Here is a 20,680-nt window from a genome sequence, read left to right on the forward strand (position 1 = left end):
AATTCTTTATTTGTTTTTATTCTTCAGTACCTTGTAGCAGTGTGCCATCCGCCAGAAGGCCGTAAGGTTGGCGAGTATGGCTATTATTATCATACCTCCGGCGAGCCACCATAGGTTTTCCGTTGCTCCCGTTAGGATAGCGGTGATTGCCGTTACTACAACGCGTTCCGGTCGTTGCATCAGTCCTACTTTGCATTCTATCTGTAGTCCTTCGGCTCTTGCCCTTACGTAGCTCACCATCACACTTCCCAATAGGGCGGTGAAGGTTACGATTCCCATAGGGAACCAACAGTCATCCGGATGTTCTGTAAAGATGAGGACGATTCCCATCAGCGTGACCATTTCACTATATCTGTCGAGTGTAGAATCCAAGAGTGCGCCAAAACTACTCGTCATGTGCCTCATTCTGGCAAGTCGACCGTCCATCATGTCGAAGAGTCCTGCTAGCAGGATGATGATGCCGCCCCAGAAGACAGATGGCATATCACAGTTATGCAGGGCAGCATAAATGAAGAATCCCGCAGCGATCATGTTGCCGATAAGTCCGGTGGTTGTGATGATGTTGGGTGTGATACCGATACGAATCATACCTTTTATCAGTGGATTGATCATCTGATAGATGATTTTTTGCAAAAAGTCTCTATACTTCATGTCTCTTTGTAGCTGATTTTATTTTATCCATACGGCGATGATGACTTTGATGATGATCAAGGAGAAGGCAGAATATAATCCTGCCAAGATATCATCGGCGATCACCCATACAGCTCCTTCTTTTTTGTCGAGCGCTTTTATTCCGAGGGGTTTTACGATGTCGAAGAATCTGAATAATACGAGTGCCACGATAGCCCATAGATAGTCATCAGGACGGATGATGGACAGGGGAATCCATACGCCCACCCATTCATCGATGACGATGCGTGCAGGGTCTTCACCCCAGAAAGGTCGTAACCTGTCTACAGCCCACATTCCGATCCATGAACAGAAAATAATCAGAAACCAAGTGATGCTGCTCACAGTATCGCTTTCGGGAAAGAATAGGGTGAGTATCATCCATATCAAGGTCGCCACGATAGAGCCCGCTGTACCGGGTCCCCAAGGGAAGAATCCCGAACCCAATCCGGTCCCGATGATGACGGGTAGGAGAGGGGCTTTCTCGTTGGATATATTATTATGGTCATTCATACGATGTGCAAAAATAATAGAAAATATCAGAATATCCCCAAACTTTATATATAATATTCGGCAGAATCTACCAACCCCGCCCGTAACGCATATTTCGTTGCCTCGTGTACATTGTTTACCCCCAGTTTTCTGAAGATATTCTTTCGGTGCGTGTTGATGGTATGGAAACTGGAAAAACGTTTTTCGGCAATCTCCTTTGTTGTCATACCGAGGGCGATATCGATCAATACCTCCGTTTCCGTCTTGGTAAGCTTTACCTTTTCCTCATGTTGAGGCTCCGGAGCAAAGAGCATTTCCGTGGTACGTTGACAGATATATCGATGTTTCTGCATAGCAAAGGTGATGGATTCCCTGATCTCTGCTAATGGCGAATCTTTTAGTACAATACTGAACGTATTGCGACTGCCTATCAGTTTCTTGATGAAGTCCAAACTGAGATCTTCCGAGAATAGAAGCCAATGTGTGCGCAAGAAACGGTCACTTAAGATGATCAGTTCCTCTGCGTCGTTGATATCGAAGAGTGTGTAGTCGAGGATGATGACAGCATCGTCATCCTGTTTCAGGGCTTCGATGAGTTCTGTCTTATCCTCTATATATTTATAGGATGTTTGTGTAGAACTCTCGATGATATAGGTAAGTCCAGCGCGCGTTATATCTTGTTTGTCGGCAATATATATATTCATATTGTAAGTAAATCTCCCTCTTTCTATATTATATTGCTGCAAAGATAATGAATTTCGTTGGAATATGATAGCTTTTCGCAAAAAAAAACGGGCGCTGATGCGCTCGTTTTTATGAGATGGGGTTATGATTACAAACTTAAATCAGCAGTATATGCCAACTCACCGCCAACGTAAACTTCGATTTTGTAATCAGAGTCAGCGTAAACAGGTACGTTAATCTTCTCACCTGGGAGGACGTCCGCAAGTTTCTGGTCATCTACTAATACGCCATCCTCGATAGTCTTGATTTCTACATCCTTCATTGAAGTGGCAAACTTCAACCATGAAAGGTCGAATGTCTCATCATAATTGAATGTTACTGTGCCCTGTGCTACTGATCTGTGTGGATTTGGAGATGACAAAGGATTGAAATCGTCGTCTTTATTAATTCCACAAGGTTCCATACTGATGGTGAAAACATGGTGTCTTGTGATGGCATCACTATTTATAGGGTTGACAACTAAAGCTGCTGCGAGGCAACCAATTTTAAAGAGATTGCTTAATTTCATGATGATTTTTATTTTTATGATATTGTTTGATATTTTGTTTAATTTGATGCAAAAGTATAATAAAAAGATGAATACACCAAAAATCTGGTTCATTATTTTATTATGTTCATTACAGATGGTTTTGTGGTAAATGTCTATAATAAAAAATAAAGAAATTCTATTTTCACAAACGGAATTTCTTTTGAACTTTAATTTCTTTATTCTCTTAGATGTAACTCAAGTATATATTTTATAATGACGACTAATCAGAAAGTTTTAACCACTTAACTAACTGACTTTTTGTAACTTTTACATTTCGCATGTTTCGCATGTGGGGACTAAAACAGTTTCGCATGTATATGTATAACTTTCTAGTCTACGTTTGCAAAGGTAAGGGATGGTTGCGAAAGTTCCAAACTTTTTTGTCAGTTTTTTCTTGGCCCTATTGCTTAATGTATGGGTTCTAATCTTTTGTTTTACAGTCGATTGCGTTTTTTGCAGCGCCTTTTTTGTCCTCGAAAAGCAGCGCTCTTTGCTTGACTCTTGTGCGAATAGAACGTAAACTACTTCTACTAATGCACATAATATTTTCAATTTCCTCCTCGTTTTTCTTCATGTGCTCCAGTATCGAAAAGAACATATAACGGGGTGAAAGATCTTCGTAATCTTTGGTTAGATGATTGATGAAAGGTAAATCATGGAGTTTATAGTATTCAATAAAGTGGATAAAATCTCGTTTTGTCCACTTGGCGATGTTTCCGCCATTCTGGATTTCTTCGAATAACATGTGTCCGTGATACAAACTTTCTTGTCGTTTGGAGTTCATCTGTGAAACTTCCTCCTTCAACATAGTCACCTCTTTCAGGTTAGACTCGTCTGATTTCTGAAGTTTTTCAATCTGTCGTTTACTGATATTGATCAATAAATTGGATTCAATATTCTTGAGTTTCACCTTATTATATTTATAATAGAAGGAAACGATGATCAGTAGGGACAAAATAACGGCAAGGATAAAGATCGTCCAATACAGTTTGATATGTTCTCTGTATTGGATAGATTGCATCTCAAAATCAAACTTGTTTTGTAGTTGCTTGATATCTTCTCTTTGCTTATTACTGTATGCTTCGTCTACCAAGTCTGCTCTTTTTATAGACCATAGGTAGGCTTTCTTATAATCTCCTTCGCTTGCATATATGTCGGCAAGAACTCCCATGTATCGTTTTTTTTGCACATTTGTTGCAGCTTGTAGAGCTTTCTCCCAAAGTTTTATTGCTTCGGTTTTGTTTCCTTCTTCGTATTGTAGTGTCGCTAATGCATTATATGTATTTGGAAGAGGGGCTATTTCCAAAGCTTTAGCCAAATACTGTTTAGCTGAAGCTTTATCGTATTTAGAATAGATATATCCAATGTTTAAATAAAAAAATGCACGGTCTTTCTTTGGTACTTTGTTAAGATATGGGATACAACTCGTGAGATAAAATTGGCAACTATCTATTTTTTTTAATCCATAATATTCTACGGCAAGGTTGCCCATGGCATAGACAATCCAGTTTGTATTCTTTGTTGTTAGACCAAGATTCAAATTTTTGTGAGAGTAAGAAAGTGCCGTTTTATAATCGCATATTTGCTCGTTTAAAAAGGAAAATTTTTCTGAAATCTTATATTGCAATTCTATATTGTTGTCGTTGGTGTTGTAATATTCTGCCTTTTTTAAAGCCAAAGCAGCCCCTTTGTATTTGTTCTGATCTATAAGAATAGCTCCCTTATAGAAATAGGCTTCGGCAAGTTTCTTGTCGTTACTGTTCTCTCTATAATAGCTTATACTTTTTTCAAGATTCTTCAGACTGGAGATTGGAACATATCTCATATAGTCCAATCTAGTATTGATCAGGTAGTAATAAGCCTGAACATCCTCATCATTGATCTTATTATATTCAATGCGGTTGAATTCATGATATGCTGAGTCGATCATATCCTTAGAAAGAAGCGTATCGACTCTTTCCAATGCATTTTGATATTTCTCGTGATAACAGCCTGAAACAACAAAAGATGATACTAATAATATTGCGAATCTTAGAGAAGTCTTCATTATAGATAATTTTTCATACACAAAAATACAGATAAAAATTAAAATATCCACCTTTCAGAATAAAAATTAGCAAAAATTAGCTGCTTTTGTTGCGCAAATGTTTTGTTTATTCGCTTGCGGATTTAGTCTGCAAGCGCAAATTGCATTTCTGTGCTTATTCTTCTTTATATAACGTATATGGTGTGAAAGGTATTAAAAAGTTTATTTTTTGGCTTAAAAAGTAATATTTACATAGAGAAATAGGGGATTTTAAAAATATAATTGTTATTTTTGCGCAGTGTTCGTAATAATATCTTAACCTATATTGTTTTTTTTATGTGGATTGTATATTTTTTAATCATTACCATGATTGGAGGCTTATGGGCCTGGCATAGAGGTGAATGTGCCGAAACCTTTGAAGAAAAACATTCTGAAGAAACAGCTCATGCTGTAGATTACGTAAGTTCACACCGTTAACGGGTGAACTTATTTGGCAGTTTCCCATGTGTGTGTCGTTTAACGAACCTTAAATTCCTTAATTTTCACTCTTTAAAAAGTACTCATAATTCGAAAATTCATAATGAAAGAGGGGGCTGATTGTGAATTTAAGAAATATGAGTAAAATGTAACTCGCTGATTAATAATATGTTATGTTTTTGTGATTTGATTTCGCTATTAAAAAATACTAGGAAAGTAGGCTTTTTCAGTTAACTACGTTTGTCTATATTCCTATTCGTATTGGCTTACGAAGTTAACTTCGTAAGCCGATGAAGTTAACTTCGTTCGAGAAGTCTGTAGTTTTTGGCTCGATTTCCCTGTTTTTGGGGCTTATATTGAATCTAGAATTCGCTAGATGGAATAAAAAGGTGTTTACTTTTCTTTTAACAGATTCAAGGTTAAATCTTAAATTGTGTAAAAGAATCTCGTGAGAACTAAGATACGCGAGAGATAAAATTGCACTTTCTGTACACTCGCCTTGCAAATCAAACATTCCGGAGTCTTGATATGGAAAGTAGAGGGGGGGCTCTGTTTATTTATTGCATTTTTTTGCTTATTGTATTTACAATAAAGTAAAATGTAATTTGAGCCTTAATTTTGCTTTTAATTATTTCTTTTTGTGGATAAAAAGCCGTAACTTTGCAATTGTGTTAGAAATAACATGAGAAATGCGCTGAAGCGCTCATGGATAAAGTAAACAATCTGCGAGCTCAGGTCTTCGTTAACTAAAACAAAGAAACTAAGAATAACCTGTTGCTTAAATGTGGTATTGCGCTGAAATCTATCCGATAACTTTGAAGAACTATTCTTCAAAGGAGGATAAGGTATCACATACTGTACAAAATCTAAAATATGGCAAAGAGTTATAAGAAAACGACATTTCATTTTTTATATTATGTGTTGTCACGACGTTTATATATGTAATATTAGTACCACAATAGATATTACATGAGCCCTTCTTCTATAAAAACAATTGGTGATGTTAGAGTTTAATATAAAATTTAGTATAACAATTCCCGCATACAAACCGAACTTCTTGAAAGAGTGTATTGATAGTATATTGGTTCAAAGTTATAGTAATTTTGAGCTAGTTATAGTAAACGATGCTTCTCCTTATGATTTGGATAGTATTATTGGTTCATATCATGATTCAAGGATTCGATATTATAAAAACGAAAAAGGATGTGGGGCACTCCATGTCGTAGAAAACTGGAACAAATGTTTGGAGTTGGCAGAAGGTGATTACGTGATTTGTATGGGAGATGATGATAAACTGCTCCCAAATTGTTTGATGGATTACTATCAACTCATTCAGAAATATCCGGATGTAGAATTGTTTCATTCTATGACAGAGATAATTAATGAGAAATCAGAGGTGATGTATTTACAACAACCTAGACCAATCTGGGAATCTGCTTTGTCAATGATTTGGTGGAGATGGAATGGGAGAGAACAGTTTATAGGAGATTGGCTTTTCAAAGCATCCTCTTTAAAAAGTAGAGGAGGGTACACCTACTTTGATTTCGCTTGGTGCTCTGATGATTTTTCTGCTATTTATGCAGCCCTAGAAAAAGGTGTCGTGAATACGCAGACTCCAGGATTTCAATATAGAAGGAATAGTTTGACAATTACAAATAATGTGTCGAATACAAAACAAAAGTTAGCTTGTAGAATAAAGTCTTTAGAATTGTATAAAGAGATTTTGAAAAGAAAGCCAGAAGGAGCTGTTGATGTTGTATATCATAAACTTCTATCTGATAATCTTTATAAGTTCCATGATAAGTTCATAGCTGTTGACTTAGCTGCAGAGTTGCGCCATAATCATTTCCGGGTATTCTCTTGGCTCTTCGTGCGAAAGCAATACCATATAAGTTTGACCGTGTTGTTTAAGGCATTTTACCATTCTATACGATGAAAATATTAATAGTAGCAGAAGCCTTTCATGGCAGTACGATTTCTCTTGTAGAGAGCTTGATGGAATATCATAAAGTAGATGTATGTTTTACCACCTATTGTTCTACTGATATTCGGAATTTAGAAGCTCTTTCTATTAAATCGAATATAAGACCTTTTGTCTTAAGTCCGGTAACGAAGGATACGTCTATTGGTATCGGAGAATTGGACAAGGAAAAAGCTCATATCTATTTCTTAAGATCTATACTAAGTTCAAAGTTCCCCAAGCGAATCGTATCAAGTATAACACGTAGATTTCTTGTACATAAAGCGCGAAAGTATGATTTTGTAATTGTTATCGGACAAGGAGAGTTCTTTGCTCAATTAAGTATAGTCTTGCAAAAACAGGGAATTCCTAATTTTCATACATTGCATGAGATTTATATGCCTGGAACGCAGATGGTAAGTGATCATATTCAGAAGATGATAAATGCTAATGTCCCTATATTGTTGCATTCAAAATATGTATACCATGTTTTATCTCATGAATTTCCTGCATTTAAAGAGAATTTTTATGAAGTGCCTTTTGGTGTCTTTAAAGGCTTCTTGGAGTTCAATAGAAATAAAGCAGAGATAGTAAATCTGATAGGAAAGTACCCTTATATTTTGAACTATGGATATTTGGTGGATTATAAGGGGTATGATATCCTTTGGGAGGTCTATAAATTGATGAAATCAAGAAATCAATTACATTTCAAAATAGTTGTCGCAGGTTCTGGCCATAACAAATATGTGGATATGATGAAGAGAAATCCTGATTTTGTTGTTATTAATAAATGGCTTGACAATGATGACATTGCTACATTGATATCACATAGTGAGCAGGTGATATGTCCATATAAGAGAGCTTCGCAAAGTGGAATCCCTCAGACTAGTTTCTGTTTTGGAAAGCCCGTTGTTGCAACTGATGTTGGTGCTTTCCGTGAGGTTATTGTAGACGGCTATAATGGATGGATTTGCAAAAATGCAGAAGATATGGCTGATAAAATATTAGATATTATATCTCATAAAAAAAGTTTTACAAGTCACTTTCGTGATAATTATGGGTTATCTTCGATATATGATTGGAAGAATATTGCTTCTAAGTACAATGAGATTTTTAATATTCTTATGAGAAAATAAATAATATAAATTGATGAGTAAATATAAAGTCACAGTCGTTACAGTTTGTTATAATGCAGTAGATTGTATTGAAAAAACAATTTTATCTGTAATTAATCAGACTTATTCGAATATAGAATATATCATCATAGATGGTAAAAGCTCTGATGGAACATTAGAAGTAATAAATAAATATCAAGGGAAAATAGATGTTATCATATCCGAGAAAGATAAGGGAATTTATGATGCAATGAATAAAGGACTTCGTTTGGCAAAAGGCGACTTTATCAACTTTATGAATGCAGGTGATACGTTTGCTGATGATATGGTCTTGGAAAAATTATTCTCTCAGGATTTAGGTAATAACGATGTCATTTATGGCAATGCAATCTTTCTAAAGCCATTCGGAAAGTTCCAGTTGAAACCGGAGCCACTTTCGGCTTTGGAAGAGCATATGCCTTTCTGCCATCAGTCATGCTTTATCTCTAAAAAGATGGGTACAATGTATCCTTTCAATATTAAGTATAAAATTCTGGCGGACTATAATCAATTCAAGAGTATCTATCTTCATGGTGGACATTTTCAGTATTTCGATATAGATATATCATGGTATGAAAGTAGTTGTGGCGTTTCTGCAACCAATTGGAAAGAGATGGCCATAGAAAGAAAACTTATCAATAAGAAATCTTACCTATTAGATTATTATAGAGTTACAATTAATGGATTCGTGAAGTCGATAATAAGCAAAGTTTCTCCCCGATACTATAATAATCTGATGAGAAAGATATACTCAGAAAAGCCATATCATAAACTCGTTGACTGATGGATGCGTTTTCAATTTTTATTTATCTTAGCACTTTTTTTATTTCTTCTTTGTGTTTTGTTTTAGCGCAGAAATTATATTATACTAATGTGCGCTATAAAAAAATATTGGGAGTCATATTTGGAGTTTTTAGTATTTTAATCCCTTGTTTGTTGGCTTCTTTTAGGGGATTAAAGGTTGGAATTGATATTTATGGTTATATTACTCCGAATTTTGTGACTTCATCTTATACTTTGTCCAAGGGATTTTTCTTCTTTTGGAATAATATGACAGTACCGACGGAGATAGGATTTGCTTATTTGATATATATATGCTGTCAATTGAAATCCATCGGACTTCTGTTCTTTATAATAGAATTTCTTGCTATATTCCCAGTCTTGATTGTACTGAATATGTTCAGACGTCAGGGTGCTGCTTTTGTTGGAATTATGACATTCTTTTTTTTATTTTATAATTTATCCCTTTGCGTAATGCGTGTAAGTATTGCTATGTCGGCACTGATGTTGGCATATGTATTATTTCCTAAGCATAAGAAGAAGGCTTTGTTGTTATATATTTTTGCTATTGCTTTTCATAGTTCGGCAGCCTTATTGGGTGTTATCTTTTATGCGATATACAGAATTGTAAATTCACAGAGAATGTATCGAAATCTCTCCATCTTGTTTGGGTCTTTGATGTTATTCTTTGTGGGTATCAAATTTTTATTACCCTATCTGGTTTTAGTATCAAGTTTTCTAAATCCTAGATATGGTTATTATTTAAGTGAATATATCGGATCTGGAAGTTTTTCGGATATTCCGGTAACAGACTTCTTATCTAAGTTTGTGCTAATAGCGTTCTTTTATAGATTGTTGAAAGGAACTTCTGTTCTTCAGGAACATAAGGATATTGTTATTTTGGTATTGGTAGGCAGGTATTTTGTTCTTTTTAATGCTGTGTTCTATGAAGCAATGAGAATAGCATTTTATTTTGATTTGTTTCTTATCGTTTTAGCGTCTTTAGTATATAGTAGTAATTTGAGAAGAGTGAATAAATTAATATCATATATTATGATATTGCTTCCTTCATTCTTCTATTGGATATATTTTATGATGTACAAAGGGGCTTACGAAACTAATTATTATTATTTTAGATAACGGATAATGAAAGTATTAGAACTTACAGGCGAGCCAATATTGTCTGGTGGTCAAGAGGCATTTTTCATCAATGTTATGAAGCATATTAATATGGATAATATGTGTATTGATGTTTTGACTCTATATAATTGTGAGAATAGTTATTATAGACAGATTATAGAAAAATTGCATGGATCTTTATTTGAATTGAATCTAACTTTCAATCCCGGTGGTTTAAGAGCAAATATTTTAATTCCACTTATCAAGTTCTTGAGAATACATAAATATGATGTTGTTCATGTTCATTCTGGCAGTGTAAGTGTGTTGACAATATGTACGCTTGCATGTAAGGTATGTGGTGTAAAGAATATTATAGTGCATTCTCATTGTACTGGTTTCAGGAGAAGTTTTAAATATAATCTGATAAAGTCGTTCTCTTATCCAGTTCTTCGCTATCTACCTAATCAGTATTGTGCATGCTCTTATGAAGCTGGAATATGGAAATTTCCTAAAAAGATAGTGCAAAAGAGATTAAAAATCATCAATAATGGCATAGATTTGGATTTGTTTTCCCCGTGTGAAGAAATGCGTCGTGATATGCGAAGTCGATTGAAATTGTCGGATGATACTCTTGTGTTAGGTAATGTCGGAAGATTCGCATTTCAGAAGAATCATGAGTATCTTATTCGATTGTTGAAGATTTTAGTATCTCAAAAGTCAAATGTAAAGTTGCTCTTGGTTGGAGATGGTGAACTTATGGATGACGTTGTAGAACAAGTGAGCCAAAACGAACTGGAAGATTACGTAATCTTCACAGGAAATGTAGATAAAGTGCAGGATTATATGCAGGCCATGGATATTTTTCTGTTTCCTTCTCGATTTGAAGGTTTAGGTTTAGTCGGGGTAGAAGCGCAGGCTGTAGGTGTGCCTGTGATAGCATCCGAGAAAGTTCCGAGAACGATGAAAATCGTAGATGATGTATATTTTCTGCCTTTGTCGGATATGAATTTGTGGATGGAAAAAATTCAGGAATGCTCTCGTCACGATAGGGCATATAATAAAGAGGCTATCAAAAGAGCTGGATATGATATTAATCAGACAGCAGAAGAAATTAGAAAACTGTATTTCAAAGAATATGGAAGGAAATAATAAGATTCTTGTTACTGTAGTGACATATAACAGATTGAATGATCTTAAAGAATGTATCAATGCATTAAAACAACAATCATACGATGATCTTGATATTCTTGTTGTAAATAATGGAAGTTCTGACGGAACCGAAGAATGGCTTGAAGAACAGCAAGGATTGTTCTGTATCCATCAAGAGAACTTGGGAGGTGCTGGCGGATTCTATGCTGGTATGAAATATATGATGGATCATGATTATGGATGGATTCTTATGATGGATGATGATGGAATTCCAGATCAGAATGAAGTAAGAAACATTAGAGAAAGTTATGATGAAATTGCAGAGACGATGCATAAAGAGGTAATTCTAAATGCTTTGGTTGTTTGTAAGGATGATCATCAGCATACTGCTTTTGGATGGGCGAGAGGAAGTCATCGTTCTAATCTCGTATGTGAACTGAAGAAGAAAAGATACTTTAATGATATACATCCTTATAATGGTACATTGATTAGACGGAGTATTATAGAAAAGATTGGTCTCGTGAAAAAAGAAATGTTTATCTGGGGAGATGAAAAAGAGTATATGGCGAGAGCTGTTCATTATGGTATTGGTCTGTATACTGTGACTTCCGCAATTCATTATCATCCAAAAGAAAAAGGTATGAGAGTGGGAGTCTTCCCATTCTTAGCGAAACCTAAAATATTGATTAAGCCTAAAAAAATGTCTCATTATTATTATAGAAATGAGGGTTTTATTTATCAGACGTATCCTGAAAAAAGAAAGAAAATGTGGATATTCTTCATAGCTTATTGCTTAAGATTCACATTGCGTCTAGATATTAGAGAATTGGTAAAATTTATAAAGTATTTTAATCGTGGAAGAAAAAATAACTATGAAGAATAATATTAAAATCCTGATTGCTGCGCATAAAGCTTGTGATGTTCCAAATTCTGATATATATATTCCTGTACAGGTAGGCGCTGAACTTCATAAAAATCTGAATTTGGGATTTCAAAAGGACAATGAGGGTGATAATATTTCCACTCTTAATCCTTATTATTGTGAACTTACTGCTATATACTGGGCTTGGAAGAATCTAGATGCAGATTATATAGGATTGTCACATTATAGGCGTCATTTCAAATTTAAAAAGAAAAATTCTGAATTTAATAGTATCTTAAATTCTGAAGAAGCTGAGAAATTGTGTGCAAAGTATGATCTTATTCTTCCTGTGAAGAGAAAACTATATATTGAGACTGTTTACTCTCATTATGACCATACCTTCTATGGAGAGCAGTTTGATCAAGCACGAGATATCATTTCTAGCATGTGCCCAGAGTATTTGGATGCTTTTGATAAACATATGAAAGAACGATCTGAGCATCTTTTTAATATGTTTATTATGAAGAAAGAACTGTTTCATAGATACTGTGAATGGCTATTCCCTATTTTAAAGGAATTGGAATCAAAGTATGATCTGAAAAATATGGATGCTTTTCAGGCTAGATTAATAGGTAGAGTTGCTGAGCGTCTATTGGATGTCTGGATAGAGAAGAATGATATTAAATATAAAGAAATAGGTTATATCTATTTCGGAAAACAGAATATGCCAAAAAAAATTTTAGGTTTTATTATGGCAAAGCTGTTTCATGTGAAATATGACAAGAGTTTTTAAATGATATTTATTCTTGATAAAACTAATTTTTTAATATTACATATAGAAAATATAAACAGATGAAGCAATATGATTATCTTATAGTTGGTGCAGGACTCTTTGGTGCAACCTTTGCGCATTTAGCGCATCTTAAAGGTAAAAAGAGTCTTGTTATTGATAAGCGCTCACATTTAGGTGGAAATATTTATTGTGAAAATATAGAGGGTATCAATGTTCATAAATATGGTGCTCATATTTTTCATACTTCGAATAAAAAAGTTTGGAATTTCGTAAACTCTATTGTTGAATTCAATCGTTATACGAATTCTCCAGTAGCTAATTATAAAGGAGAATTGTATAATCTGCCTTTCAATATGAATACTTTCTTTGAAATGTGGGGAGTGAGAACTCCTGCTGAAGCGCAGGCTAAGATAGATGAACAGAAGGCTGAAGCTTTGGCTAAGATGAAGGCTGATGGGGTGGAGGAACCTCGTAATTTGGAAGAACAGGCTCAGATATTGATAGGAAAGGATATTTATGAGAAGCTGATTAAAGGATATACCGAAAAACAGTGGGGACGTAAGTGTACGGAACTTCCGGCATTTATCATTAAACGTCTTCCTGTACGTTTTACTTTTGATAATAACTATTTTAAGGATTCTTATCAAGGTATTCCTGTTGGTGGATATAACAAACTCATAGATGGATTACTTGTGGGTGTCGAGACAAAAGTTAATACGGACTTCTTCGATAATCGAAAGTATTGGGAATCAATAGCTGATAAGGTTGTTTATACAGGACAGATTGATGAGTATTTTGATTATCAATTTGGCAAACTAAACTATCGAACTGTTCGTTTCGAAACGGAAGTGATAGATGAAGCTAATTATCAAGGAAATGCGGTCGTAAATTATACAGAAGCAGAGGTGCCTTATACTAGAGTAATAGAACATAAACATTTCGAGACTTTTGGTGATGCGGTTTATGATAATCCAAAAACTGTTATCAGTCGTGAGTATAGTACGGAATGGTCGGATGGAATGGAACCATATTATCCAGTAAACGATGTGAAGAATAATAAATTGGCTGAGAAATACAGAATGTTGGCTTCTAAGCAGTCAAATGTAATTTTTGGTGGTCGTTTGGCAGAATATAAGTATTATGATATGGCTCCAATTATTGAGAAAGCCTTTGATGCTTTTTTTGAAGTTTAATTATTAATAAAAAATTGAGAGATGAATTATATTATTACTGGTGGGACTGGTTTTATCGGTACTCACCTTACAAAATTAATACATCAGAGAAATCCTCAGGCAAAGGTTTATAATCTAGATATTGTTAAGCCAGGAACACCATTACCTCTTCCAGGAAAGGCGACATATCATTCTCCCTTATTGGATGGTGAAGAATTGACTTCTACTTTCGTAGAATGTGACATTCGTAAACCAATAGAGAACTTGCCATTTGAGCCAACTCCTGAAGATATCATCTTTAATTTTGCTGCAGTACATCGTACGCCAGGATATCCTGATTATGAGTATTTTGAGACAAATCAGAAAGGAGCTGAGAATGTTACGGCTTTTGCAGAGAAATATGGTATCAAGAGGATCGTTTTTACTTCAAGTATTGCACCTTATGGTGCTGCAGAACAGTTAAAAGAGGAAACTACGTTGCCTACTCCTAATACGGCTTATGGTATTTCGAAACTGGTAGCTGAGAAAATCCACATGATTTGGCAGGCTAGGGATAAGGAAAACAGACAATTGACAATCTGTCGTCCTGGTGTTGTCTTTGGTAAAGGCGAAAATGGAAACTTTACTCGTTTGTATTGGGCAATTCGTGGTCATAAGATGGCTTATCCTGGTAGAACGGATACAATTAAGGCTTGTATCTATGTGAAGGAGTTAGTGAATTTCATGCTTTATCGTGTGGAGCAGCATCCTCATGGTGTGGAAATATATAACTGTTGCTTTGAACCTGCCTATACAATCCAGCATATCTGTGAGGTAATGAAGAAGGTTACTGGGTTGACTTCTTGGATTCCTAATGTTCCTAACTGGATTATTATGCCTACAGCAGCTGTACTTGGTGCGCTTGGTGCACCTATGGGTATTTGTCCTGCTCGTGTAAAGAAATTGCAGATATCTACAAATATCTGTGGTAAGAAGTTGAAAAATTGTGGTTATCAATTTAAGTATTCTTTCGAGGAGGCGTTGCAAGATTGGTTCAAGGATAATCGGAATGGATATTTAGAATAATAGAAATGTTATAATAAGATATTATGGATAAAAGAACTATAGGATATGTGTCTGCTGTCAATCCTTTCGAAGATAGAAAAGCATGGAGTAGAAGATTCCGTGAAATTATGAGTAAGTATTGAGATTAAGTCTTTTCTGTTTATGCTCATAAGCATAAACAGCAGCATTGCGAGAATCGCAAGGATAACATAGATGTGTTATCTTTGCGATTTTGTTTTTCTATGAAATTGAGACAGGAATGTATTTATATTAGAATGTAAGTGCTAAATATAAACGCTAAAGTTGAAAAATTAACAAAAATATTTTTGGAATACAATGAAAACGTGTATATTTGCACGGTAAAATAGAAAGGAATGGCTACAAAAGATGAAGTAGAACGTTTTCTTCTCAACTTTAAAGAGAAAGTGAAGATATATAATATCGTATATCGTGAAGATCGTGAGAAAAATGTTCAGATATTGGCGGAATTGGATATTACTCCTAGATATCGTACTGATGTTATCATGAAATTGAAGGTTAAAGATTATTCCGAAGGACCTATCCCTGATACATTGAATCATCTAAGTGATATGTGGGTTTTTGGCAAGGATGTGAAAGGTCGTGAAGTGTATATCAAAATAACGATGGGAGTCCCTGGTAATAGTACGATTTGTATATCTTTCCATATAGCAGAACATAAAATGAAATATCCTTTAAAATAATAGTAGCATGAAGAGTCCATTTACTGGCGGAAATGCCACATTGAAAAAAGAAGAATCTGTGCTTACTTATCGTAAGGAAAAGTGGGCATATATGCATTTGTATTATGAATGTGATGACACTAAGGAATGTTTCACTACGGAACATTTGGACGAGTTGAATATTGGACAAGTGTATAATCAATATCGTGCAAAATATGGTATCCCATTTGTAGACGAAATTGCGAAGATTCGGAAAATGTATAATTTATCGGCTGTAAAAATGTCACGGATTCTTGGATTCGGTGATAATCAGTACCGATTGTATGAAAACGGAGATATGCCAAGTGAGACGAATGGTAAGATTTTGATGTCGATTAAAAATCCACTCGTGTTTAAAACATTCTTGGAAAATTCGAAAAACCAGTTTAGTGAGGATGAGTTTACCAAGATGGTGGATAAGATGAACAGTTTACACTTGTATAGCGATGATGACAGGAATATGAAAATGGTATTCCAGGAACTTAGGCGAGACTTATATAATGGTTTCGCTCTTCAGAGTGTTGATCATGTGCGCAATATGATGCTATATTTCATTAATCGAATGAATGGGGTGTGGACAACAATGATGAATAAATTATTGTTTTATACAGACTTCTATAGTTATAAGTTGCGTGGCGTGGCGATGTCTGGTTTGAGTTATAGGGCTATTCAGCGTGGTCCTGTGCCTTTAAGATGGGAGAGGGTGTATAGTGTTTTTGATGATATAGAACAAGATTTAATACATATAGCTGATGGGGTGGACGGGCAGAAACTGTGCTCTAATTCTATGTATGATCCGTCTGAGTTCTCGGATGTGGAATTGAAAATACTGAATGTCGTATATGAGCGATTCCATGAAATGAGTGCTTCTCAGGCTTCTGACTTAAGTCACGCAGAAGATGTTTGGATGAAATATAAAGATACAAGAATGTTATTGGATTTTAATATGGCATTTAATCTGAAAGGGCTGTAATTGTATAATTCTGTCTAGTTTAAGGGTTTTTATGTTAGAACCGCCAGCAAAGTGCATCACATGCTACTTGTTGGCGGTTCTTGCTTGTTTATTATTTCATTCCCAGTAAGGGCTTGATTTGATTTTCTTTAAAGAGCGATACGATTGTAGAGATGATGAGACCCACGAAGATGAATGCTATGATAATCTTACTACGTTGAGGTGCTTTCTTGTCAACGGGAACTGTGGCACTCTGCAAAGTAGTGAAGGCTGGGGTAACCTCTTGTACCTTGGCCTGTGCCTGCTCTACACCTTGTTCAAGAGCCGTATAGGTATTATACTTGAGTTGCATGTCATTCTCTAAGTCTTCGAGTTTACTGCGTACACTTTCTAAGATAATGTCTTGGTTGGCATCACTATAAGCAATATATTGCTCTCTGACGGCGATGTATTTACGCTTAGCCTCGTTGTAAAGTTTTTGGTTGTAGGAGAGGTCACGACGCGCCTTGGCAGTACGATAGTCTGTGATAAACTTTTGTAGACGAGCTTTCACGCTGTCGGCCATGCATGCTGCGATGAGTGGGTCCTGATCGGTCACTGTGATGGTGATGACGGAGGTCTTGTCATCGACATCGCATACTACATTTTTGTTGATAACTTCAGCGATATTGGTTTGTTTCTTCGTAAGCATGAACGGATTCACAGGCTCCGTCTTGATGGTATCGGTGCGCTGTTTGCCGAAAATATGGGTCCACCAAGGTGTCTTCTGATATTTGAGAAGATAATCATAATAGGTCATTTCCATCTGATTGTTCTTGCGATGTACCTTGACATCGAAGAGTTTGGTTTTGAAGTCGACGGAATTGATGAGGTCTGGATATAGATCGGGCACAATAGCATCAGCATCTTTGTTGGTGGCTCTACCGCCTAATCCAAATCGAGATGCCAATGAACTAAGGCTACCTCCGCCACCACCGGAGTTTAATTCCGGCGCCAGCATCACCTGACTCTCGTAGATGTTGACCAATCCTTTGGCATATATGATACCTATTATCGTAAAGATAGGTACGATGATGGCATACAACATCCAGTTTTTGGAGAGTGCCTTTCCGATGGCAACGAAGTCGATGGCTTCTTCTCCCTTATTCTTGACAGTTTCCTTTATCTCTTTATTTCCTTCCATCATTCTTATTTTAATAATGCTACGATGACGGTAGCGAGTGATGCTAATGTTGTTCCGATACTTAAGATACCAGTAAGGCTCATTGGTGTCTTCTTTGGCTTGCTTGGTACGATGATCTCGCAACCTGGCTCAATCTTATTTTTACCCTTGACGCTTACTTTACCATTCTGGTATACGATGAAGGTCTTGCTCTTCTTGGCTCTTGCACTATAACCACCGGCCTCGTTGATGTAATAATTTACCGGCTTGCCCTCGATGTAAGATACTGTATTAGGATACATTACGTCACCGCTGATCTTGACGGTTGCATTGTATTCAGGGATGAAGAGGCGGTCGCCCTCACGCAGTGTGATATCTTCGTTACCGCCAGGATTCTTAAGCGCCTTCTCCAAGTTGATACCGACATAATAAGTATCACCTAAGTCTATCTTTTCAGTCTTGATCGTGTCTTTGTCATCTTGGCCTTTGATTGTGCGCATCAAGGTTTCCATGCGTAGACGCTCTTCTTCGTTGATGAGTCGCTCTATGCGGGCTCCCTTCACGTAGGCTTCCTGTGTCACACCACCGGCAGCTTTTACGAGTTCACTGAGTCGCATATTCTTAGTTGTGAGGGTGTAGTCGCCCGGGAATAGGGCTTCACCTTCGATGCTCACATTGCGCTGCTCTTTGAAGCCCGGACTGCGACGAACATATACTTGATCGTATGGCTGCAAGAAGAAGTCGTTGGTCTTATCAATGATGAGACCATTCTCGAGAGTGAAGGTAAAGGTCTCGGCAATCTTCTTGCTAGAGTAGGTAGAAGATGGGTCGAGGATGCGACGACTCACGTCAACCTTTGCTGTAGAGGCTGCATCGGTGAGACCACCGGCCTGTACGATGAAGTCTTCGATGGTTGTATTGTCAGCATATTCATAGGTTCCTGGGAATTGCACCTCGCCATGGATGGTGAGTGTGCGTGCTTTTATCTTGTCAGCCTCAGTAGGGATGAAGATAACATCCTCGTTTTGCAATGGAATATCAGCGGCAGAACCATTCATGATGGCTTCGATATCTACGGCAATGGTCTTCTTTGTGCGGTCTTCCTTCATACGCTGGATGACGGCATGCTTGCCATACGCCTCTTCGGTAAGGCCTTGTGCCTGTTGGATGAGTGATCGCACGGTAGTGATCTGGTCACCGAGCTGATAGAGGCCCGGACGGAACACAGCACCTTTCACCTCTACCATATTCTCATATCTGTCGAGGATAGAGTCAACGCGAAGGGTATCGCCATCCATCACCTTGAATCCACTCATGTCGAATTCATCGATGGTATATACTTGTTTCTCTTTGCCATTGGCACGGAGTAATCTGATCTGCTTCTTGTAGGCATTGCTGGCGAACCCTCCCGCGTATTTCAGTATGGTGGCAACGCTCTCGTTCTTGCGCATCTCGTAGATCATAGGGCGCTTAACGGCTCCGGTAATCTGAACGAGACAGTCGTATGGACTTACTACGATGACATCGTTGTCTTGCAGACGTACGTTGCCGGCAAGTCTACCGTTCATGATAAACTCGTAGACATCGACCACGCTGATGAGTCTACCACCACGATATACCTTAATATTACGGAGAGTTCCTAGGTCGTTGATACCGCCAGCCATGTAGAGGGCATGGAAGGTGGTAGCGAAGGCGCTCAGCGTATATGTGCCCGGCACTTTCACCTCACCCATCACATTGACACTGATGGTTCGGGTCTGTCCTACTGATGTGCTGATGCGACTGCTCTGATAGCGCGAACCGAGGGTGCGACGGAGCTTCGCATTGGCGCGGGCTACGGTGAGACCGCTGAGGTGGATAGGACCATAGTTTGGTACTACGACGGTTCCTTCCGGTGATATCGTAAGGGTTTGTTCGCTCTGAGAACCGCCATAGATGTTGATGACAACCTGATCGCCCGGACCGAGAACATAGTTGGATGGGGTAGCGATATTCATGTTAGGCTCGAAGCTGAGCAACTTGTTGTTGAAGATATCGCGACCGAATACTTTCTTGGTTCTATCTTCTTTTTCTGATTCTTTCAGATCAGACTCCTCGTCCTCATCGAGTTCATTGGGGTTTCTGTTATATTTAGAATAAGCCTTTCTGTTATTTTCGTTATCAAATTTGTCGGAAAGGTTGCTATTCATGTAGTCTCTTGGTTTGTCACCATTATTTTTTCGCAGTTTACTATTCGTATTGGTATCGTCAGCAGAGCCGTTTTTCTTATCGTTCTCGCTGTTATACTTATTGCGTATCTTTCTGATCTGGTCTATCTTGACACCCCTTTGCATCAGTTGAGCAGTGATCTGACCTTGCGACTTGCCTGCTTTCGTCGCGCTTTGAATATAGTCCATCACCTGTGAGTCGTTCATCTGAGCTGAAGCGCCCATAGATATGATGGATAGCAATAATGCGAATAGAATTCTTTTCATTGTAATGCCTTTATTATTTTTCGCTGATATTATACAAACAGTTGCAAAGTTAATATATTTTTGTGAAAGTGGGGCGATTTTTACAGAATTGTTTTAATAGGAATGTCATAAAGTAGGGGAAGGTATAGAATTTCCCGTTGAAGCCGATAGGGCTGCACCGTGTTAAATATGTTTAATCATCATCTTTCCCCTATAAAAATGTATATCTTTGCGTGCCGTCGGATGTGGTGGTGTCCTCTATAGTCCTCTCCCCGAAGGGGAGACCGAGGAGTGACTGTCTCTGCGCAGTGCGGACACTCCCTCCGGGGTGTGGTGTGTGGATTGTATCTCTATATCCGAGGGTACGCTATGGCGACCCCCGGTTATCCCAGCGACAACCCCT

The 20,680-nt window shown here is 37.2% G+C and carries 18 protein-coding genes; 11 read left to right on the top strand and 7 right to left on the bottom strand.

Annotated features, from left to right (window positions below; all coding sequences use genetic code 11):
- Positions 1-6: 6 nt before the first annotated feature.
- The 5 genes from K333_RS0108340 to K333_RS0108360 form a co-directional block, all read right to left on the bottom strand.
- Entirely contained in the window at positions 7-651 is a 645-nt protein-coding gene (locus K333_RS0108340) for a CDP-alcohol phosphatidyltransferase family protein (RefSeq protein WP_024990406.1), read from the bottom strand.
- Between the two features lie 18 nt (positions 652-669).
- Positions 670-1,182, bottom strand: coding sequence for a phosphatidylglycerophosphatase A family protein (locus K333_RS0108345; RefSeq protein ID WP_024990407.1), 513 nt, complete (start codon positions 1,180-1,182; stop codon positions 670-672).
- 44 nt (positions 1,183-1,226) lie between these two features.
- Positions 1,227-1,865: a response regulator transcription factor gene (locus K333_RS0108350; RefSeq protein ID WP_024990408.1), complete on the bottom strand. Its 639-nt coding sequence runs from the start codon at positions 1,863-1,865 to the stop codon at positions 1,227-1,229.
- A 128-nt stretch (positions 1,866-1,993) separates the two neighbouring features.
- Positions 1,994-2,413 carry a hypothetical protein gene (locus K333_RS0108355; RefSeq protein WP_154653025.1) on the bottom strand — a complete coding sequence of 140 codons (420 nt, stop codon included), beginning with the start codon at positions 2,411-2,413 and terminating at the stop codon, positions 1,994-1,996.
- A 442-nt stretch (positions 2,414-2,855) separates the two neighbouring features.
- The gene (locus tag K333_RS0108360; protein WP_024990410.1) at positions 2,856-4,481 is read right to left on the bottom strand and encodes a hypothetical protein; all 1,626 of its coding nucleotides are present in this window, start codon (positions 4,479-4,481) and stop codon (positions 2,856-2,858) included.
- 1,456 nt (positions 4,482-5,937) lie between these two features.
- On the opposite strand from K333_RS0108360, the gene K333_RS0108370 reads away from it, so the two are divergent.
- From K333_RS0108370 to K333_RS0108420, 11 genes are all read left to right on the top strand, one after another.
- A complete protein-coding gene (locus K333_RS0108370) occupies positions 5,938-6,873 on the top strand; it encodes a glycosyltransferase (RefSeq protein ID WP_051230913.1) in 936 nt (311 codons plus the stop codon).
- Positions 6,870-8,033, top strand: coding sequence for a glycosyltransferase family 4 protein (locus K333_RS0108375; RefSeq protein ID WP_027452562.1), 1,164 nt, complete (start codon positions 6,870-6,872; stop codon positions 8,031-8,033). The genes K333_RS0108370 and K333_RS0108375 overlap by 4 nt, the downstream gene beginning before the upstream one ends.
- A 13-nt stretch (positions 8,034-8,046) precedes the next feature.
- Positions 8,047-8,835 carry a glycosyltransferase family 2 protein gene (locus K333_RS0108380; RefSeq protein ID WP_024990413.1) on the top strand — a complete coding sequence of 263 codons (789 nt, stop codon included), beginning with the start codon at positions 8,047-8,049 and terminating at the stop codon, positions 8,833-8,835.
- Complete coding sequence (locus K333_RS0108385) at positions 8,835-9,971, top strand: EpsG family protein (protein WP_024990414.1); 1,137 nt, start codon at positions 8,835-8,837, stop codon at positions 9,969-9,971. The genes K333_RS0108380 and K333_RS0108385 overlap by 1 nt, the downstream gene beginning before the upstream one ends.
- A gap of 6 nt (positions 9,972-9,977) precedes the next feature.
- The gene (locus tag K333_RS0108390; protein WP_051230914.1) at positions 9,978-11,099 is read left to right on the top strand and encodes a glycosyltransferase; all 1,122 of its coding nucleotides are present in this window, start codon (positions 9,978-9,980) and stop codon (positions 11,097-11,099) included.
- On the top strand, positions 11,086-11,982 hold the full coding sequence (locus K333_RS0108395; RefSeq protein ID WP_024990415.1) for a glycosyltransferase: 897 nt from the start codon (positions 11,086-11,088) through the stop codon (positions 11,980-11,982). Before K333_RS0108390 ends, K333_RS0108395 begins: the two co-directional genes overlap by 14 nt.
- Positions 11,972-12,754 (top strand): DUF4422 domain-containing protein, encoded by a 783-nt coding sequence (locus K333_RS0108400; RefSeq protein WP_024990416.1) that lies wholly within the window; start codon positions 11,972-11,974, stop codon positions 12,752-12,754. Before K333_RS0108395 ends, K333_RS0108400 begins: the two co-directional genes overlap by 11 nt.
- A 59-nt stretch (positions 12,755-12,813) precedes the next feature.
- Positions 12,814-13,947: a UDP-galactopyranose mutase gene (glf, locus tag K333_RS0108405; protein WP_024990417.1), complete on the top strand. Its 1,134-nt coding sequence runs from the start codon at positions 12,814-12,816 to the stop codon at positions 13,945-13,947.
- Positions 13,948-13,968: 21 nt separating this feature from the next.
- Entirely contained in the window at positions 13,969-14,991 is a 1,023-nt protein-coding gene (locus tag K333_RS0108410) for an NAD-dependent epimerase/dehydratase family protein (RefSeq protein WP_024990418.1), read from the top strand.
- A 353-nt stretch (positions 14,992-15,344) separates the two neighbouring features.
- On the top strand, positions 15,345-15,692 hold the full coding sequence (locus tag K333_RS0108415) for a type II toxin-antitoxin system MqsR family toxin (protein WP_024990419.1): 348 nt from the start codon (positions 15,345-15,347) through the stop codon (positions 15,690-15,692).
- 7 nt (positions 15,693-15,699) lie between these two features.
- Positions 15,700-16,683 carry a type II toxin-antitoxin system antitoxin SocA domain-containing protein gene (locus tag K333_RS0108420; RefSeq protein WP_024990420.1) on the top strand — a complete coding sequence of 328 codons (984 nt, stop codon included), beginning with the start codon at positions 15,700-15,702 and terminating at the stop codon, positions 16,681-16,683.
- Between the two features lie 91 nt (positions 16,684-16,774).
- Here the strand turns inward: K333_RS0108420 and K333_RS0108425 are convergent, their stop codons facing one another.
- Entirely contained in the window at positions 16,775-17,848 is a 1,074-nt protein-coding gene (locus K333_RS0108425) for a Wzz/FepE/Etk N-terminal domain-containing protein (protein WP_027452565.1), read from the bottom strand.
- A 2-nt stretch (positions 17,849-17,850) separates the two neighbouring features.
- Positions 17,851-20,298 carry an SLBB domain-containing protein gene (locus K333_RS0108430; protein WP_024990421.1) on the bottom strand — a complete coding sequence of 816 codons (2,448 nt, stop codon included), beginning with the start codon at positions 20,296-20,298 and terminating at the stop codon, positions 17,851-17,853.
- Positions 20,299-20,680 lie beyond the last annotated feature (382 nt).

Source organism: Segatella albensis DSM 11370 = JCM 12258, from assembly GCF_000426565.1.
GTDB classification, from domain to species: Bacteria; Bacteroidota; Bacteroidia; order Bacteroidales; family Bacteroidaceae; genus Prevotella; species Prevotella albensis.

What these genes read in the sequence shown, in the direction of transcription:
- K333_RS0108360 (WP_024990410.1), bottom strand. Translation starts at nt 4,481, where the DNA reads ATGAAGACTTCTCTAAGATTCGCAATATTATTAGTATCATCTTTTGTT.
- glf (WP_024990417.1), top strand. Translation starts at nt 12,814, where the DNA reads ATGAAGCAATATGATTATCTTATAGTTGGTGCAGGACTCTTTGGTGCA.
- K333_RS0108395 (WP_024990415.1), top strand. Translation starts at nt 11,086, where the DNA reads ATGGAAGGAAATAATAAGATTCTTGTTACTGTAGTGACATATAACAGA.
- K333_RS0108380 (WP_024990413.1), top strand. Translation starts at nt 8,047, where the DNA reads ATGAGTAAATATAAAGTCACAGTCGTTACAGTTTGTTATAATGCAGTA.
- K333_RS0108400 (WP_024990416.1), top strand. Translation starts at nt 11,972, where the DNA reads ATGAAGAATAATATTAAAATCCTGATTGCTGCGCATAAAGCTTGTGAT.
- K333_RS0108425 (WP_027452565.1), bottom strand. Translation starts at nt 17,848, where the DNA reads ATGATGGAAGGAAATAAAGAGATAAAGGAAACTGTCAAGAATAAGGGA.
- K333_RS0108430 (WP_024990421.1), bottom strand. Translation starts at nt 20,298, where the DNA reads ATGAAAAGAATTCTATTCGCATTATTGCTATCCATCATATCTATGGGC.
- K333_RS0108390 (WP_051230914.1), top strand. Translation starts at nt 9,978, where the DNA reads ATGAAAGTATTAGAACTTACAGGCGAGCCAATATTGTCTGGTGGTCAA.
- K333_RS0108370 (WP_051230913.1), top strand. Translation starts at nt 5,938, where the DNA reads ATGTTAGAGTTTAATATAAAATTTAGTATAACAATTCCCGCATACAAA.
- K333_RS0108375 (WP_027452562.1), top strand. Translation starts at nt 6,870, where the DNA reads ATGAAAATATTAATAGTAGCAGAAGCCTTTCATGGCAGTACGATTTCT.
- K333_RS0108415 (WP_024990419.1), top strand. Translation starts at nt 15,345, where the DNA reads ATGGCTACAAAAGATGAAGTAGAACGTTTTCTTCTCAACTTTAAAGAG.
- K333_RS0108340 (WP_024990406.1), bottom strand. Translation starts at nt 651, where the DNA reads ATGAAGTATAGAGACTTTTTGCAAAAAATCATCTATCAGATGATCAAT.
- K333_RS0108410 (WP_024990418.1), top strand. Translation starts at nt 13,969, where the DNA reads ATGAATTATATTATTACTGGTGGGACTGGTTTTATCGGTACTCACCTT.
- K333_RS0108350 (WP_024990408.1), bottom strand. Translation starts at nt 1,865, where the DNA reads ATGAATATATATATTGCCGACAAACAAGATATAACGCGCGCTGGACTT.
- K333_RS0108420 (WP_024990420.1), top strand. Translation starts at nt 15,700, where the DNA reads ATGAAGAGTCCATTTACTGGCGGAAATGCCACATTGAAAAAAGAAGAA.
- K333_RS0108345 (WP_024990407.1), bottom strand. Translation starts at nt 1,182, where the DNA reads ATGAATGACCATAATAATATATCCAACGAGAAAGCCCCTCTCCTACCC.
- K333_RS0108385 (WP_024990414.1), top strand. Translation starts at nt 8,835, where the DNA reads ATGGATGCGTTTTCAATTTTTATTTATCTTAGCACTTTTTTTATTTCT.
- K333_RS0108355 (WP_154653025.1), bottom strand. Translation starts at nt 2,413, where the DNA reads ATGAAATTAAGCAATCTCTTTAAAATTGGTTGCCTCGCAGCAGCTTTA.